Here is a 16,477-nt window from a genome sequence, read left to right on the forward strand (position 1 = left end):
CCGTGCCGGCGTCCGAAGCTTGAGCCGGGCGCTGAAAGCCGCCGTCCTGCAGTCCGCCGCGATCTGGGGCGCGCCCGGCTTCGCGCGCGCGGCGCGGCGCGCGGTCAGCGCATGCGGCAGCGGCGCGCCGCGCTCGCCCGGCGCCCAGCGGCGACAACTGCTCGTCGACGTGTCGATCATCGCCGCGCACGACGCCGGCACGGGCATTCAGCGCGTCGTCCGCTCGCTCCTCGCGCAATTGCTGGCCTCGCCGCCCGATGGCTTCGACGTGCGCCCGATCCGCGCGACGCGCAAGACGCCCTATCGTTATGCGGACCACTTTCTCCCGCCCGATGCGGGCGAGCCACAGCACGCCGCATCGGCCCCGCCGGGCGAAGCCGTGCGCGTTCGCGCCGGCGACGTATTCATCGGCCTCGACCTGACGAGCCGCATCGTCCCGCGGCGGCAGCGCGACCTGCTCGCGTGGAAGCGGCAAGGCGTGCGCTGCGCGTTCGTCGTCTACGACTTGCTGCCGTTCCAGCATCCGCGCTGGTTCACGCCGCGCGCGCGGCGCTCGTTCCGGCATTGGCTGTCGACGCTCGCCGTGCACGCGGACGAGCTCTGGTGCATTTCCCGCACCGTCGCGCGCGAGACCGACTGGCTGATGCGGCGCCGCTTCGGCTTGACGAACGCGGACATCGCGATCCGCTCGTTCGATCTCGGCGCGGAAACGCTCGGCCACGCACACGCCGCGCCGGCGTCGATGCCGGCGCAGGCGGACCCGTGCCGTGACGCGGCGCACCCGCTGCTGCTGATGGTCGGCACGATCGAGCCGCGCAAGGGGCACGCACAGGTGCTCGATGCGCTCGATGCGCTGTGGCGCGACGGCGCCGAGGTCACGCTCGTCGTCGTCGGCGCGCCCGGCTGGCATGTCGAGCCCGTCGTGCAGCGCCTGCAGCGGCACGCGCAAAACGGCCGGCGGCTCATCTGGCTGCACGACGCGGACGATGCGCGCCTCGAGGCACTATACGCACAGGCGGACGGCCTCGTGATGGCGTCCGAGGCCGAAGGCTTCGGGCTGCCGATCGTCGAGGCGGCGCGGCACGGCAAGCCGCTGTTCCTGCGCGACCTCGACGTGTTCAGGGAAGTGGCGGGAAACCATGCGACGTACTTCCGCGCGGCGGACGGCGGCGCGCTCGCGCGCGAACTGTCGGCGTGGCTCGCGCAGCTAGCGGCCGGCGCCGCGCCGACGAGCGGCGGGATCGAGCCGATCACGTGGTCGGCGAGCGCCGATCAACTGAAAGCGCTCGTTGCGGCGCTCGCCGAAGCCGCCTGATTCACGCGACGCGGCGGCACACGTCGAGCGTTCGGCGCGCGCACCGCGCCCACGTCGTTTCGCTCGCGATCTCGAGCCCCCGGTCGATCGCGGCCGCCCGCCAAGGTTCGTCGCACATCACGTGCTCGATGCCGGCTCGCAACGCTTCATGATCGCCCGGCTCGACGAGCCATGCCGCGCCGCCCGCGACTTCCGGCAGCGACGAGCAGCGCGACGTCAGCGTCGGCACGCCGCTCGCGAGCGCCTCGAGCACGGGCAGGCCGAATCCTTCGTAGAGCGACGGAAAGAAGAACGCGTGCGCGCCCGCGTACAGCAGCGGCAGCGCCGCCTCCGGCACGAAGCCGAGATAGCGCAGCCACCCTTGCCGTTCGCCGCGCGCGATGTCCTGCCGCAATGCATCGCTTAACCAGCCCTCGCTGCCGACGAGCACGAGCGGGTAGCGCGCGCGCAGCGCCGCCGGCAACGCCGCATAGGCGGCGAGCAACGCGTCAATCCGCTTGCGCGGCTCGAGCGTCGACACGCACAGCGTATAGGCGCCGGGCGCGAGCCCGTATTGCGCGAGCGGCTCGGCAAGCGTCGCGCGCTCGCGGCGCCCGAACTCCGGCGGCACGCCGAGACGCACCGACGTGATCTTCTCGAGCGGCCAGCCGAAGCTGTCGGCCACCTCGTGCCGGATCGCTTCGGAATCCGTGATGATGTGCGCGGCGCGCGCGAGCGTCGACGCGAAGCCGCGCTCGAAGTGGCGGATGCGCTCGACCGGATGCGTCTCCGGATACTTGAAGATCGACAGATCGTGCACGGTGACGATGCCGCCTTCGACCCAGTCCGGCAAAAAATAATTGGGAGAATGAAACACGTGCCCGCGGACCGCGCGCTGCTCGCGCCACTGCCGCAAGCCGGCCGACACGCGCGGCCACCAGCCTTTGCGGCGCGCGGCGCGCCCGCGTGGCGGACCGTCGAGCAAGACCCGCGGATCGCCGATCCACTGGCCCGCGAAGAAATAGCGAATCGACTCAAGCCCGCTGTCCGGCGTCGAATAATGCTTCGCGAGCTCCCACGCATAGCGCCCGATTCCGGTCAGCGGCGGCACGATCGCGTCCACCGCGAGGATCAGCTTCAAGAGGCGCGCTCCAGCATCCATGCGAGCGTATCGCGCAACCCGACCGCCAGCGGCTCGCCGATCGCGTCGCGCAGCTTCGTGCTGTTGCCGATCAGCTTGCGAACTTCGTTCGCGCGCACGAAGTTCGGATTGACACGGATTTCAGGCCGGTAGCCCGTCAGCTCCTCGGCCATCGCGAGCACGTCGTGCAGCGAATAGCCGACGCCCGAGCATACGTTGAACGTCTCGCCGGCGAACGCGCCGCCGATGAGCTTCTCATAGGCGGCGGCGACGGCGCGCACGTCCGAAAAATCGCGGATCACGTCGAGATTGCCGAGTTCGAGCACGGACGCACGCGAGCGAAAGTGCGACACGATCTTCGGCAGCAGGAAGTTCGCCGCCTGACCGACGCCCGTGTAATTGAACGGCCGCACGACGACGATCGGCAACCGTTCGCGCCAGAGCCTCGCGACGAACTCCATCGACAGCTTGCTGACCGCGTAATCGTTCGCGGGCGCGGGCGGCACCGATTCGTCGATCCATTCGCGATCGGTGTTGCCGTAGACGTTGGCGCTGCTCGCGAGCAGCACCGAGCGCGGCGTATGAGACGACGACGCCAGCGCATCGAGCAGGTTCCGCGTACCGACGACGTTGGTCTGGTAGATCGCGCTCACGTCATCGTGCGCGACGAATGCGATCGCGGCCAGATGCACGACCGCATCGGGCCGTTCGCGCTCGAAGACGTCCGCGAGCTGGCCGCGATCGAGCAGATCCGCGACGTGCGTGCGCCATTCGAGCCCGACACCCGCCCGATGGACGAGGCCGCACACGTCATGCCCGCTCTGCGTCAGCCGCCGGGCGAGATACCGCCCGGTGAAACCGCCGATCCCGGTAATCAGAACTTTTGCCATAAATCAGAAAGAAAAACCTGCTTCATTGCGCCGGATGTCGGCCTCGACCATCATCTGGCACAACCGCTCCAGCGTCGTGGCGGGCGCCCAGCCGAGCGCTTCGCGCGCCTTCTGCGGATCGCCGATCAGCAGATCCACTTCGGCGGGGCGATAGAACTTCGGATTGATCTTCACGATCGTCTTGCCCGAGACCTGGTCGATCCCGACTTCGTTTTCTTCGCGGCCTTCCCATGCAAGCCTGAAGCCCGCCGCGCGCGCCGCCATGTCGACGAAATCCCGCACCTTCTCGGTCCGGTTCGTCGCGAGCACGTACGTGTCGGGCTTGTCGGCCTGCAGCATCCGCCACATCCCTTCCACGTATTCCTTCGCAAAGCCCCAGTCGCGCTTCGCGTCGAGATTGCCGAGCTCGAGCACGTCGAGCTTGCCGAGGCGAATCTTCGCGATGCTGTCGGTGATCTTGCGCGTGACGAATTCGCGGCCGCGCAGCGGCGATTCGTGATTGAACAGAATCCCGCTGCAGCCGAAGATGTCATAGCTCTCGCGGTAGTTGATCGTGATCCAGTGCGCATAGAGCTTCGCGACGCCATACGGGCTGCGCGGATGGAACGGCGTCGTCTCCGTCTGCGGGATCGCCTGCACCTTGCCGAACATCTCCGACGTGCTCGCCTGATAGAAGCGGATCGCCGGATTCACGGTCCGGATCGCCTCGAGCAGGTTCAGCGGGCCGATGCCGGTGATCTCCGCGGTGGTGACGGGCTGGTCGAACGACACGCCGACGAAGCTTTGCGCGGCAAGATTGTAAACTTCCGTCGCGCCCGTGGTCTGCAACAGGCGGATGCTCGCGCTCAGATCGGTCAGATCGTATTCGACGAGATGGAGATTCGGATGAGCGCCGATGCCGAGCTCTTCGATGCGCCAGAAGTTGACCGAGCTCGTGCGGCGATAGGTGCCGTAGACCACGTAGCCCTTGTCGAGCAGGAGTTGAGCGAGATAAGCCCCGTCCTGGCCGGTAATGCCGGTGATAATTGCAGTAACGCTCATTGTTGACTCACTAGATTGGTGTCCATCATGCCCGGCGCGGCCGGACGAAGCACTCGCCGGGCCGACGCGCTCGATACCGCTACCGCTTCGTTATTTCCATTCTCGTCAGTTGCATCTGCGTGCCGTGATCGATGCAGCGCACCTCGAAGTCGTCCAGGTGCTGTTTCACGTCGATGTCGAACTCGACGACGAGCGACTCGGCATCGCCCGGCGCGCGCGGCACGCGCGCGTCGCCGCGCCAGAGGCACTGCCTGCCTTCGTTCGCGACGAAGTCGAACGACAGATTCGCGTCCTGCTGCTCGTCCGGCGTGCCGAATACCTTCACCGTATAGTTGCCGGCCGTCATCGCGCGGTGCGGGCCGAACATCAGGAATCCGTCGTTGCCCGTGCCCTTCAGGCCCGGGCCGGCGTGCACGCCGATCTGCGTGCTGCAGTCGTAGCCCGGATAGATGACGGTGCGCGCGTCCGCGCCCGCCGCCGCGATGCCGTCGATCACCTGCTTCACGACCTCGGCCGTGCCCGTCCACGTGCGCACGCGATACGCCTTCTTCACGCGCTGCTCGACCTCGTGGATCTTCGCGGGCGTCGAGCACCATTCGAGCATCGCGTCAGCCCACGCCTGCACGTCCCATGCGGGCAGATAGCGAACGAGATCGCCGCCCACCTCGGGCAGCGATCCCTGATCGGAGCTCAGCACCGCCTTGCCCATCGCGAGCGCCTCGCCGACAGGCAGCCCCCAGCCCTCGTACAGCGACGGATAGGCGCAGAAGAGCGCGTGCTTGTACAACTGCATCAGTTCGTGATCGGTCACGTGATTGAGCTGCACGATCAGATCGCGCGTCAGCGGATCGAGCTCGATGTCCTTCAGCAAATCGCCGACGCCCCAGCCCGGCATCCCGACGAACACGAGCTTCGGCAGCTTGTGGCCGTGGCCTTCCCAGCACAGCCGGTGATACGCGCGGTAGAGGATCTCGTGATTCTTGCGGCGCTCGATCGTCGACACGAACAGGATGAACGGCTTTCTCAGCACGTCCTGCACCTGCGGCCCGACGTCGCCGTCGCCCGTCGGCACGTTGTCGCCGAGCGGAATCACGTGCGACGGCCGGATCGGCGAGCCGATCCGGTTGCAGAGCTCGAGGTAGTCCTTCTTCGTCTGCTCGGAGATGCACAGCACCGCGGCCGAGCCCCACGCGAGAAAATTGAAGTACTCCTTGAAGCGGCTCGACACGTCGCCGACGCAGTATTGCGGAAACAGCACCGGAATCAGGTCATAGCAGCACGTGATCACGTGGATGCCCTTCTTCTTGCGCAAGTTGTAGAACTCTGATGGATAAGGTTGGTCCCAATCGAGACCGATCGACACGAGAATGTCGCCAGCGGCGGGCGTGAGGCGATACTGCTGGTCGCCCACCGGCACATCGAGCCGGACGCTCTGCGCGCCGCCGCGTGCGTGCGACTGCTTGCCGAACAGGTCGAGCGCGCGATACAGGAAGCGGCGCGACAGATCGAACGATTCGGTGCGCGGCAGCATCATGTCGACGACGTCGTCGATCTCGGCCGAACGCCCGGCGGCGGGCTCCGTCCACTCGATGAATTGCCCCTCGCGCCACACGCACTTCCTGAAGCGACGCTTGCCGTACATCGCCTCGAGCTCCTTGCACAGCGCCTGCTCGACGCGGACGATGCCGACGGGCGGGCGGTTCCAGTTCGCACTGGTCGTGACGTTCATCCAAATCAGTGGGGCATTCTGTTGCGACATGCGTGATCCTTGGGTTCACTACCGGATGCCGCCGCCCGCGAACAGGCGACGTCATGGCGTATCGGTACGGGCTGCGTGCTTCAGGTCTGGCTTTGCAATTCGCGCTGCGGCTTCGGCGCGGACGACGCGCACGGCGCGAGGCTCGCGACGTAGTCGACGAGCGCGCGCAGCGTCTCGTCCCACAGCACCGATGCGCGCGCGGCCTGCTCGTCGTGCGTGAGCCGCAGCGGCGGCGCCGCCATCGATTCGCGCAGCGCGGCGACGAAGCCGCGGCTGTCGTCGGCGATCGACACGCCGCGCGCCTTCGTGAACGCATCGAAGCCGCGCATCGCGACCGGCGTCGCCACGATGTTCTTGCCCGCCCACAACGCCTCGGCCGTCTTCAGATTGGTGCCGCCGCCGTGCGTGATCGGCAGGATGATTGCGTGCGCAAGTGTGAGGAGACCCTGCAGGCACTCTTCCGACACAACGCCAACTGATACAGTTGCACGCCCAAGGCCAGCAATCCTGTGAAAACGCGGATCCGACATGATCGCTGGTCCGGCACTCCCGACGAGCACAAGTAACTCATCCGGCGCGATACAGCCAACACCCTCGCCAAACATCTCGAAGAAACCGGTCATATTCGGCGGATGGGCCGATGCACAGAACAGCACAATCTTGCGGTGCTGTGTGATCCGGTTCGCCTGCTCGAGCCCCTCGTCCGTCGTCGTGCGGCGCGCGACGCCGTTCTGCGCGAGAATGCACTTCGCCTGCGTATGCCGCTGCATCCATTCGAGATCCTCCTGCGATACTGCACAGACACCATGCGCCTCACGAAGAACCTTCAGTTCGGTTTCGAGAATCAGATCACGCGCTGTCGTTGCGCGCTCAACCGACATCAGGTATTGGACGATAATTTCATAACGTAGCTCGTGCTCGATGTTCTCCGAGCTATATATCAATCGAGTCTCGCGCAGTTTCCTTTGGCTCACGAAGCGCTTTGCGAAATCAAATAGCCAGGGGTTCTCGATCAGAATCACGTCCGGATTCGAGTCGATCTTGTTTGCGAGCGACTGATATGCATCGTCATCTTGCACATAGAGACGCCCGATCGCAAAATCCTCCAGCAATCCCGGGTCCTGAACGTATTTCTGCAACTTCTCGTATCCGGGGAAATCACAAAAAGTCGGCTCCGACGCGTACTGCTCACTTCCAAGTACGCCTGCAGATTGCACCTGATGTCCGGCAGCGCGAAGGACACGCACGATGTTCGCCACCCGGTGCTGGCCGCCGTGCGCGGGCGTTCCGACGGGATACGTGCTGAGCGTCAGGATCTTCATTTGCCGCTCCCCGTGCCTTGCGATTTGATCGACGACTCCACGTAGCCCTGATAGTGCTGCTGCATCTCCTCTCCCATCCGGATCAAATGATTTTCGAGCGCCCGGAGATCCTTCAGGTGACGATTCACGCTGAAAAAGAAACAGGTGCCCTGAACCAGGCCGCCGATCACGGGAATGCCGAACAGCTTGTTCACGAACATCGCGCCCTTCAGGTGAGCGATCTTCGCGCCGCGCTTGCGGGCCTCTTTCGATTTCTGGATGTCCGACAGGATCTGGATCTTGCTCACGCCCGCCCGGACGCGGCTCAGATAATGCCGCTCGCCGTATTCGTCCGGCTCGCGGTTCAATAGCGCGAGATACGCGGCGCGCACGAAATTCCTGTCGTGCAGCGAAAGAAAATCGTCGAGGTTGTACTTTCCGTCTTCCCGAACGACGAATTCCGGCTGGAAATTGATTTTCAACATTTTCATGCGATCCACACGATGTTTCGCTGAAGCCGCGTCGCGCTTCGCTTCGGTCGACGGCGCGAAATAGCGCACGTCGAGCTTCGGGCCGTGGCCCGCGAACGAAAACGCTCTCGCAAACCAGCCCCGCGCCTTCTCCGCGCGCCCGAGGCGATATCCTTCCCACAGGTACTCCGCGTTCCGCTCGGCGAGCGCATGAGCGTGACGCGCATGGGCTTCGGCTTCGGCCTCGTACTTCGAGCTCAGCTCGTCGTATTCGCCATTGCGCCGCTCGAGCCGCGACTGCAAGAAAGATAAATCGCTTGCCGCCTGCTGCTCGCGACGAATCCGCTGCCCGTCGGATTCTCGCAGCAAATTCTCGTAGTGTTGAACCAATGTTGTTTTTTCGCGCTCCAGATCGCGCACGAAGACTGCGTGCTGCGTCACGAGCGTCGCGAGTTTCTCGCCGCGCGCCTGCGCGTCGAGAGCAGCCGCCTCGATCTGCTGCAACAGCAGCCGCTCGCGTTCGCGATGTCCGTCGCGCTCCTCGCGCTGCGCGCGGCGCAACTCGGCAAGCTCCACGCCGTGAACCGCCGCGAGCCGCGCCCGCTCCGCCTCCGCTTCCTTACGCAGCGAAAGCGCTTGCTGCGCAAGCTTGTCCTCGGTTTGCGCGTCGCGTTGCCGCAGCGCTTCCGAATGTGCGCGAATCTCGCTCTGCGCAGTCTGCATCGCATCCGCGAAACGGCGCTCGTGCTCGACGCGCGCCGCCTGCCATTCGCGCTCACGCTCCGCATGCGCGCTCGCCTGCGCCGCAAGTGCCGCGTCGGCCTTCGCGGACGCATCGAGCAATTGCCGCCGCGCATCCTGCTCGCGCAGCACCGAACTCTTGAGCGTATCCTCCAATTTTGTCCGGAGTAAGGCATGCTCGTACGATCGCTCCCGGTCGCGAGCCGCCCATTGCTGCTCCTGCTGACGGAATGCCTGTTCGTCCGCCACCCTCTGTTCCAGCGCAGCGCGCGCCTGTTCGGCGCTGCGCGCGGCGGCCGACTCGAGTTCGTCGTTCAGCGCGCGAATGCGCGCCCGGCTGTCCTCGTCGATCTGCTGCAATTCGGCCTTGGCCGCATCGAGCGCCGCCTGATCGCGCTCGACGATTTGGCGGTGAAATGGCGCATTCGATTCGCCGCTCAGCGCGAAATCGTCGAACACGTTCGGCGGCGCATGAAACGCCTGCTTGAGCTCACCGTGCTGCTCCGAAACATAGTATCTATTTAGGCCGTCAAAATAGACCGCGCAATACCCAAGCCCGACGAGCGCCGATTCCCATTCGCGATGACGCTCGATCTGCGTCATCGGCCACGTGCTTTCGACGACGACGATCCACGGGCGGGCGCTCGCGCCGTTCCAGCTCTCGAGCACCTGCCGCTCGAATCCTTCGACGTCGATCTTCAGCCAATGGATGTCGCGGCCCGCGCCCAGTTCGAAGATCGATTCGAGCGTCGTGCACGGCACGACGATTTCGCGCGGCTCGAAGCCGCGTTCGCGATGCTGGGCGGCGAGGTTCGGGTCTGCGGTCGAAATACCGGTTCCCGGTATTTCATAAAACCGTAAAACGTCGTTCTGGTTCGCGACGGCCGCCTGGATCACGGTCTCGTCCGGCCGACGCTGCCGCAGCGCATCGGCATAGCGCGGCGCGGGCTCGACGTGAATGCCGCGCCAGCCGTGCTCGTAGAAAAGGAGGCTGACGGAATCGATGCGCGGATCCTGCGCGCCGATATCGATGTAGAAGCCGTGCTCGACATGCGCGAGCGCGCGCCACAACATCACGTCCTCGAAATTTTGTGCGTAAGAAGTAATCATCGGACCATGAACTCGAAGCGTGCTGCTCTCTGCCCTGGATAGATGCTGATCATGACGGCCGGGCTGGCTCGCCGCCCGGACCGAGCGCCGGTCATCGCGACGGACGCGCCGAGGCTGCGCGCATTCGAACCGCCGCGGCGCGCGCGTCACGCACTTACTTGAAGGTCTGGACGCCCGTCACGACAGGATACGCGACCGAGAACACGAGATTCAGGAACTTCTGCAACTCGGCGATCGGTGCGTTCGACACGTAAAGCAAGTCCTTGTTGTCCATCATGAAACTCTGGGCGACAAAAAAAGAACTCGGGTCGCGCAGGTTCACCCGGTAGACGACGGGCACCTTGCCGTCGGCCGTCGTGCGCACCGGCTTATTCGGCCACTGGAGCGCGTTCGCGTCCTCGAGCCGGAAGATGAAGACCCCCATCGCGTCGGAGCGCGAATCCTGCAGCCCGCCCGCCCGTGCGAGCGCCTGCGCGAGCGTGATGCCCTGCGCCTCGAAATTGATTTCCTCGTTCTTCCCGGTCGCGCCGAGCGCCGTGAAGCTGTACGGCTGGAACAGCGCCGTCACGACGTCCCCGGCGCGCAGCGGCACGTTCTGCCGCGGATCGCGAATCACCGATTCGAGCGGCAGCGACGCGACGACGTTGCCGCGCGTCACCTGAATCGTCATCTTGTCGACCGGCTGGCGCACGCCGCCTGCCGTCGCGAGCGCGTCGAGCAGCCGCTCGCCGCGCGCGGACAGCGGCATCCGGTCGCTCCTCGCGACGTCGCCGACGATCGTCACGTAAGAAGTTGCATTGCGCGACAACTTCACGAGCACCTGCGGGTCGTGCGCGATGTTCTTCAGGCGCGCCGCGATGATGCGCTGCAGTTCGGCCGGCGTATGGCCCACGGCCTTGATCTGGCCGGCGAACGGAACGTTGATCGTCCCGTCGCCGTCGATCACCTGGTCGGGCAGCACAGTGACCTTCGCGTTGGTCGCGCCCGCCTTCGTGTCGCTCGTCTGCGCGACGCCGAACAGCGTCGCGGGCGGCGCTTCCCAGATCGACACCTCGATCGTGTCGCCGACGCCGAGCTGCTGCTGGAAGCGCGCATCGTTGCCGAGCAGCTCGGAAAAATCGCCGTGGCGGCGCTCGACGTAGAGCTGGCGCGCAACGCCGTCGGTCACGTCGACCACCTGGATGGCGGGAAGATTCGCCCGGACCTGGGCTTCGTCCTGCGAGTGGCTCGGCGCCCGATCGATCTGAGAGCGGCTGGGGCCCGAGCTGGCGATGCTCGAACAGCCTGCGAGCAAGGCTGCGCTGACTGCAAGCGCGATATAAGAAGCACCGCAAGACAAACGTGACATGTATCGTTGGGCCCCAGACGTAGACGGAGGCGAAAATTGTCGCACTTTCGGAGATGCAATAGAATATTTCAGCATCAATTGTCGCCTATTGCAAACGCATTCCGGAAAGAGACCCGCCGTGCGCGCACAGCCGTCCGATCGCGCGCGTAAAGGTCATTCAAGCGATTCGTATTCTCATCGAAAGATTGCATCCCCGTGACACATATTTACCTGGACGTCACACGCCTGATAAGCCGGTGCTACAAGGGGCTGCTTCCGACGGGGGTCGATCGCGTCGGCCTCGCGTACGTCGAGCGGTACGGCGCCCGCGCGCGCGGCATGCTGAGCGAGTACGGCTTCTCCGCCGTTCTGAGCGAAACCGACTCGCAGCGAACGTTTGCGATGCTGCTCGCGCAGCGCCCGGACCGGCGCTACATCGCGAACCTGCTCGCCCGCACGTGGACCGTCAACCGGCTGCGGCCGGCGCCCGCCGGCTCGACGCTGCTGCACACGAGCCACACCGGAATGGAATATCCGCGCTATTACCAGTCGATGCGGCGAAGAAGCGGCCGCGCGGTATGCATGGTGCACGACCTGATTCCGTTGACGCACGCGGAATACAGCCGCCCGGGCGTCGACGACGTCCACCGCAAGCGCATCCACACAGCCCTTCGTCACGCCGACGGCCTCATCGCGAATTCGCAGGCGACGCTCGACTCGCTCGCGCAGGAAGCGAAGCGCGCGGCGCTCGCGCTGCCGCCCGCCATCGTCGCGCCGCTCGCGGGCGGCACCGGGCCGCAGCCCGCGCAGGCCGCGCCGCTCGCGTCGCCGTACTTCGTGATGCTCGGCACGATCGAGCCGCGCAAGAATCACTGGTTCATGCTGCACGTGTGGCGCAGGCTCGTCGAACACCTCGGCGACGCCGCGCCGAAACTCGTCGTGATCGGCCGGCGCGGCTGGGAATGCGAAAACGTCATCGACATGCTCGAGCGCTGCGCAAGCCTGCGCGGCGCGGTGATCGAGCAATCCGATTGTTCGGATGACCAACTACATGCGTGGCTGCAGCACGCGCGCGCGCTGATCTTTCCGTCGTTCGTCGAAGGCTACGGCATGCCGCTCGTCGAAGCGCTCGCGTCGAACGTGCCCGTGCTCGCGAGCGAGCTCGACGTGTTCCGCGAAATCGCGGCCGGCATTCCCGATTATCTCGATCCGCTCGACGGCCCCGGATGGCTCGCCCGCATCGAAGCGTATGCGCGCGCGGGCAGCCCCGAGCGACGCGCGCAACTCGATCGCATCGCCGGCTTTCGCGCGCCGACCTGGGCGGCGCATTTCGATATCGTCGACCGCTTCATTGCATCGCTCGGTTAGATGGCCGCGCCCACCGCCCCCCGGTTCGACTTGCGCGGCATCACGCGCGGCGCGCGGCTCGCGAGCTGGATCGCGCGCCGCTCGGATCGTCTGTGGATCGATCATTGGAGCGGGCGCGCCGCGCTGCGCATCGCGCGCATCGCCGGCATCCGCGCGCGCGCCGCATGGCCCGGACCGATCGCTGCGCCCGATGCGCGCGGCGCGCCGCTGCGCTCGTGGTTCTGCGTGCCGGCCGATGCGAGCGGCCCCCAGGCGTTCGCCGACGCGATCGCCGATGCGCTCGCCGCCCATCCGTGCGCCGGCAGCGGCCCCGAAACCGCCGCGCTGATGCGGCGCGTACTGCTCGCCGACGCGCTGCATCTGTGCGGACGCGCCGCACGCGCGCCCATCGCGGTCGATATTTCCGCGCGCCGCACGCGCGTGCTGCTGATCGACGAGCGGCGTGCAACCTCGGCGAACGTGCACGCGCGCGCGCGCGACCGTTCGAACGATTTCGAAGCGATGATGCAAGCGGCGCGCGCCGCGCATCCGGATGCGGCGTTCTGGATGATCCGAAGCGGCGACGCCGCGACGGGGCGCTGGCTGTCCGCGGATTCGAACGCGCTGCCGGACGGCGTGCACCGCCTCGCGCCGCCGTATTCGCTCGCCGACCTGCTGCGGCACGTCGATCACGTGTATGTCGTCGACGCGTCCGAAGGCATGAGCGCGCTCCTCGCCGGCGTGCGCACGCACGTATTCGGGACACCGTACTATGCGGGCTGGGGCCTCACCGACGATCGCCACACGCTGCCCGGCCGCGACGCGCGCCCGACGCTCGCCGCGCTGTTCGATGCCGTGTTCGTGCGCATCGCGCACTACCTCGATCCCGCGACGCACGCGCCGGGCAGCCTGTCCGCCGCGCTCGACGGCATCGAGCTGCAGCATGCGGTCGCGGAGCGGTTCAAGGATCTCGAGCGGGTCGCCGGCGTGCGTTTCCAGCGCTGGAAACGGCCGTTCGCGACGCCGTTCCTCGCGGCAGGCGGGGGCCGGCTGCGCTGGGCGCATGCGCCCGCGGCCGTGCGCGCGAACGAATGCGCGGCGTTCTGGGGCGCGCGCAGCGCGGAGGGTCTCGCTCCCGGCGTCGCGCACGTGCGCATCGAGGACGGCTTCATCCATTCGCTCGGACTCGGCTCCGACATGAACGCGCCGTATAGCCAGGCGATCGACCGGCGCGGGCTCTATTTCGACGCGAGCCGGCCGAGCGATCTGACGGTGCTTTTCAACGAAGCCGATTTCACCGGCGCCGAGCTCGCGCGCGCGGCCGCGCTGCGCGAGCGCATCGTACGCGCCGGTATCACGAAGTACAACCTCGGCCGCCGCGCGCCGGCGTGGACGCGGCCCGCGGGACGGCCGGTCGCGCTCGTGCCCGGGCAGGTCGCCGACGACGCGTCGATCCGCCTCGGCACCCGCGCGCTCGGCACGGCCGACGCGCTGCTGCGCGAAGTCCGCGCGCGCCGCCCCGATGCGTTCATCGTCTACAAGCCGCATCCGGACGTGCTGTCGGGCAATCGCGACGGTCTCGTCGACGCGCTGCGGCTCGCCGACGTCGTCGACGCCGAGTCCGATCTGCTGTCGCTGATCGAGGCGGCCGACGAAGTTCATACACTTTCGTCGCTGGCGGGCTTCGACGCGTTGTTGCGCGGCAAGACCGTCTACACGTACGGATTGCCGTTCTATGCGGGATGGGGCCTGACGCGCGACGCGCTCGCGCCGCTGCCGTGGCGCGAGCGCGCGCTGACGCTCGACATGCTGACGGCGGGCGCGCTGCTGCGCTACCCGCTGTACTGGGATTGGCGTCTGCGCATGTTCACGACGCCGGAGGCCGTCGTCGAGCGGCTCGCGGCGCCGGCCGCGCGGCCGCTCGGGCGCGTGCGCGGCAATCGCGCGCGGCCTTTTCTGAAGGCGGTTCGTTGGACGCGTAATGTACTATCGCATGCCGGATGGCGAATCACGCAGCGGATCGCGGTTCGACAGGATCGCCCGGACGGTTGAAAATCGGCCGGCACGCAGCAGCGAATCGGCGCATCGACGGAATCGAAACCCGCTGGTTTTTGCGCAACGAGCCAGCCCAGCTTTGCAAATCGAGGTCATTCATGAACATTTATCCAGTGATCCTGTGCGGCGGCAGTGGCACGCGCCTCTGGCCGATGTCGCGCGGAGGCTATCCGAAACAGTATCTGAAGCTCACGAGCGACAACACGCTCGTCCAGCAGACCGCGTTGCGCGTGCGCGATGTCGAGGGCGTCAGCGCGCCGATCGTCGTCACGAACAACGAGCAGCGCTTCCTCGTCGCCGAGCAGTTGCGCCAGGTCGGCATCACGCCGTCGTCGATCGTGCTCGAGCCGATGGGCCGCAACACCGCGCCCGCGATCGCGATCGCCGCCCTCCTCGCGCTGCGCGAATCGCCCGATGCGCTGCTGCTCGTGCTGCCGTCCGATCACGTGATCGACAACGAAGCCGCGTTCGTCGATGTCGTGAAGACGGCGGCAAGCGTCGCGTCCGACGCGCATCTCGTCACGTTCGGCGTCACGCCGACGCAAGCGCACACGGGCTACGGCTACATTCGCCGCGGCGAGGCGCTCGCGGGCGGCGCGCACGTCTATCGCGTCGACGCGTTCGTCGAGAAGCCGGACGCGCCGACGGCCGGGCGCTTCGTCGCGGACGGCGGCTATTACTGGAACAGCGGGATGTTCATGCTGAAGGCGTCGACCTATCTCGACGAGCTGCGCCGCCACGCGCCCGACATCGCGCGCCAGGCCGGGCTCGCGCTCGACGCGGCGAAGCGCGACTGCGATTTCCTGCGGCTCGACCCCGAAGCGTTCGGCGCGAGCCCGAACGTGTCGATCGACTACGCGGTGATGGAGAAGACGGAGCGCGCGGCCGTCGTTGCCGCCGTGAACCTCGGCTGGAACGACATCGGCTCGTGGAGCGCGCTCGCCGACATCGCGGCCACCGACGCGCAGCGCAACGCGCTGATCGGCGACGTGTACACCGACACGGTCGAGAACTCGTATATCCGCGCCGAGCACCGGATGGTCGCCGCAATCGGCATCGACAACATCGTGATCGTCGAGACCGCGGACGCCGTGCTCGTCGCGCATCGCGACCGCGCGCAGGACGTGAAGAAGGTCGTCGAATGGCTGAACGCGTCGGGCCGCCGCGAATCCGTCACGCACCGCCGCGTGATCCGGCCGTGGGGCGCGTACGAAGGCATCGATCAAGGCGAGCGCTTCCAGGTGAAGCGCATCGTCGTCAATCCGGGCGCGCAACTGAGCCTGCAGATGCACCATCATCGCGCCGAGCACTGGATCGTCGTGAAGGGCACCGCGCTCGTCACGAACGACGGCAAGGAAATCATCCTGACCGAAAATCAGTCGACCTACATTCCGCTCGGCGCAACGCACCGGCTGAAGAATCCCGGCAAGATTGCGCTCGAGCTGATCGAGGTCCAGTCCGGCTCGTATCTCGGCGAAGACGACATCGTCCGCTTCGAGGACACGTACGGACGCACGTCCGCGACCTGACGCGACGAGCCGCAACGGAAAGGCCGCACGACGACGATCCGCACGCGCCTGCGGATCGTTCCACGTTGCGCGCGGCGCGCGCGATCCGCTCGCCGCTGTTCGTCGCGCACGTTCGCTCGGCAACCGGCACGCCCGTGCAGGAAACCAACTGCCATCCGTTTCGCCGCGGCCGCTGGCTATTCGCTCACAACGGACTGATCCGCCGCTATCACACGCTGCGGCGCGACCTGATGATGCGCATCGATCCCGCGCTCTTCGCGTCGATCGAAGGATCGACGGACTCCGAAGTGATGTTCCATCTCGCGCTCGCTCTTTCACAGCACGTCGTTTCGCCATCTGCACGAGCGCCATCCTCACGACCCGCGCATCCGCGCGATCGGCGACGACGCGTTCCTCGTGCTGTCCGAGCCGCTCGTCGACCTGCATGACGCGTGGGAAATCATCCCCGAAAGCACCGCGATCACCTAGCCCG

11 protein-coding genes and 1 pseudogene are annotated in these 16,477 nt (G+C 66.5%); 5 read left to right on the forward strand and 7 right to left on the reverse strand.

The genetic code is table 11. The features are described from left to right. The first annotated feature begins 19 nt into the window (after positions 1-19). The gene (locus tag WS92_RS25380; RefSeq protein WP_082743619.1) at positions 20-1,315 is read left to right on the forward strand and encodes a glycosyltransferase family 4 protein; all 1,296 of its coding nucleotides are present in this window, start codon (positions 20-22) and stop codon (positions 1,313-1,315) included. 1 nt (position 1,316) lies between these two features. Here WS92_RS25380 and WS92_RS25385 read toward each other — a convergent pair whose 3' ends face one another. From WS92_RS25385 to WS92_RS25415, 7 genes are all read right to left on the reverse strand, one after another. Further along, positions 1,317-2,435, reverse strand: a complete 1,119-nt coding sequence (locus WS92_RS25385) for a glycosyltransferase family 4 protein (RefSeq protein ID WP_059930938.1) — start codon at positions 2,433-2,435, stop codon at positions 1,317-1,319. Further along, a complete protein-coding gene (locus WS92_RS25390; protein ID WP_059930940.1) occupies positions 2,432-3,325 on the reverse strand; it encodes a GDP-mannose 4,6-dehydratase in 894 nt (297 codons plus the stop codon). Before WS92_RS25390 ends, WS92_RS25385 begins: the two co-directional genes overlap by 4 nt. Positions 3,326-3,328: 3 nt before the next feature. Next, positions 3,329-4,366, reverse strand: coding sequence for a GDP-mannose 4,6-dehydratase (gmd, locus tag WS92_RS25395; RefSeq protein WP_059930942.1), 1,038 nt, complete (start codon positions 4,364-4,366; stop codon positions 3,329-3,331). 79 nt (positions 4,367-4,445) lie between these two features. Beyond that, complete coding sequence (locus tag WS92_RS25400) at positions 4,446-6,095, reverse strand: glycosyltransferase family 4 protein (protein WP_242425365.1); 1,650 nt, start codon at positions 6,093-6,095, stop codon at positions 4,446-4,448. 110 nt (positions 6,096-6,205) lie between these two features. Next, the gene (locus tag WS92_RS25405) at positions 6,206-7,447 is read right to left on the reverse strand and encodes a glycosyltransferase family protein (protein WP_059930946.1); all 1,242 of its coding nucleotides are present in this window, start codon (positions 7,445-7,447) and stop codon (positions 6,206-6,208) included. Next, the gene (locus WS92_RS25410; RefSeq protein WP_059930948.1) at positions 7,444-9,747 is read right to left on the reverse strand and encodes an FkbM family methyltransferase; all 2,304 of its coding nucleotides are present in this window, start codon (positions 9,745-9,747) and stop codon (positions 7,444-7,446) included. Before WS92_RS25410 ends, WS92_RS25405 begins: the two co-directional genes overlap by 4 nt. A gap of 154 nt (positions 9,748-9,901) precedes the next feature. After that, on the reverse strand, positions 9,902-11,095 hold the full coding sequence (locus WS92_RS25415) for a polysaccharide biosynthesis/export family protein (RefSeq protein WP_015601843.1): 1,194 nt from the start codon (positions 11,093-11,095) through the stop codon (positions 9,902-9,904). A 195-nt stretch (positions 11,096-11,290) separates the two neighbouring features. On the opposite strand from WS92_RS25415, the gene WS92_RS25420 reads away from it, so the two are divergent. From WS92_RS25420 to WS92_RS33335, 4 genes and pseudogenes are all read left to right on the forward strand, one after another. Then, a complete protein-coding gene (locus WS92_RS25420; protein ID WP_059930950.1) occupies positions 11,291-12,442 on the forward strand; it encodes a glycosyltransferase family 4 protein in 1,152 nt (383 codons plus the stop codon). Continuing rightward, positions 12,443-14,473: a capsular polysaccharide export protein, LipB/KpsS family gene (locus WS92_RS25425; protein WP_006025384.1), complete on the forward strand. Its 2,031-nt coding sequence runs from the start codon at positions 12,443-12,445 to the stop codon at positions 14,471-14,473. A 101-nt stretch (positions 14,474-14,574) separates the two neighbouring features. Beyond that, the gene (locus WS92_RS25430) at positions 14,575-16,005 is read left to right on the forward strand and encodes a mannose-1-phosphate guanylyltransferase/mannose-6-phosphate isomerase (RefSeq protein ID WP_015600992.1); all 1,431 of its coding nucleotides are present in this window, start codon (positions 14,575-14,577) and stop codon (positions 16,003-16,005) included. A gap of 44 nt (positions 16,006-16,049) precedes the next feature. Next, a pseudogene (locus WS92_RS33335) lies at positions 16,050-16,473 on the forward strand (class II glutamine amidotransferase); the annotation flags it as partial. Positions 16,474-16,477 lie beyond the last annotated feature (4 nt).

Origin of the sequence: Burkholderia sp. MSMB1588, assembly GCF_001546925.1 — a bacterium.
Classification (GTDB): Bacteria; Pseudomonadota; Gammaproteobacteria; order Burkholderiales; family Burkholderiaceae; genus Burkholderia; species Burkholderia humptydooensis.

Excerpts from the sequence above, each read along its gene's own strand:
- gmd (WP_059930942.1), bottom strand. The coding sequence starts at position 4,366 with ATGAGCGTTACTGCAATTATCACCGGCATTACCGGCCAGGACGGGGCT.
- WS92_RS25400 (WP_242425365.1), bottom strand. The coding sequence starts at position 6,095 with ATGAACGTCACGACCAGTGCGAACTGGAACCGCCCGCCCGTCGGCATC.
- WS92_RS25415 (WP_015601843.1), bottom strand. The coding sequence starts at position 11,095 with ATGTCACGTTTGTCTTGCGGTGCTTCTTATATCGCGCTTGCAGTCAGC.
- WS92_RS25425 (WP_006025384.1), top strand. The coding sequence starts at position 12,443 with ATGGCCGCGCCCACCGCCCCCCGGTTCGACTTGCGCGGCATCACGCGC.
- WS92_RS25430 (WP_015600992.1), top strand. The coding sequence starts at position 14,575 with ATGAACATTTATCCAGTGATCCTGTGCGGCGGCAGTGGCACGCGCCTC.
- WS92_RS25405 (WP_059930946.1), bottom strand. The coding sequence starts at position 7,447 with ATGAAGATCCTGACGCTCAGCACGTATCCCGTCGGAACGCCCGCGCAC.
- WS92_RS25410 (WP_059930948.1), bottom strand. The coding sequence starts at position 9,747 with ATGATTACTTCTTACGCACAAAATTTCGAGGACGTGATGTTGTGGCGC.
- WS92_RS25390 (WP_059930940.1), bottom strand. The coding sequence starts at position 3,325 with ATGGCAAAAGTTCTGATTACCGGGATCGGCGGTTTCACCGGGCGGTAT.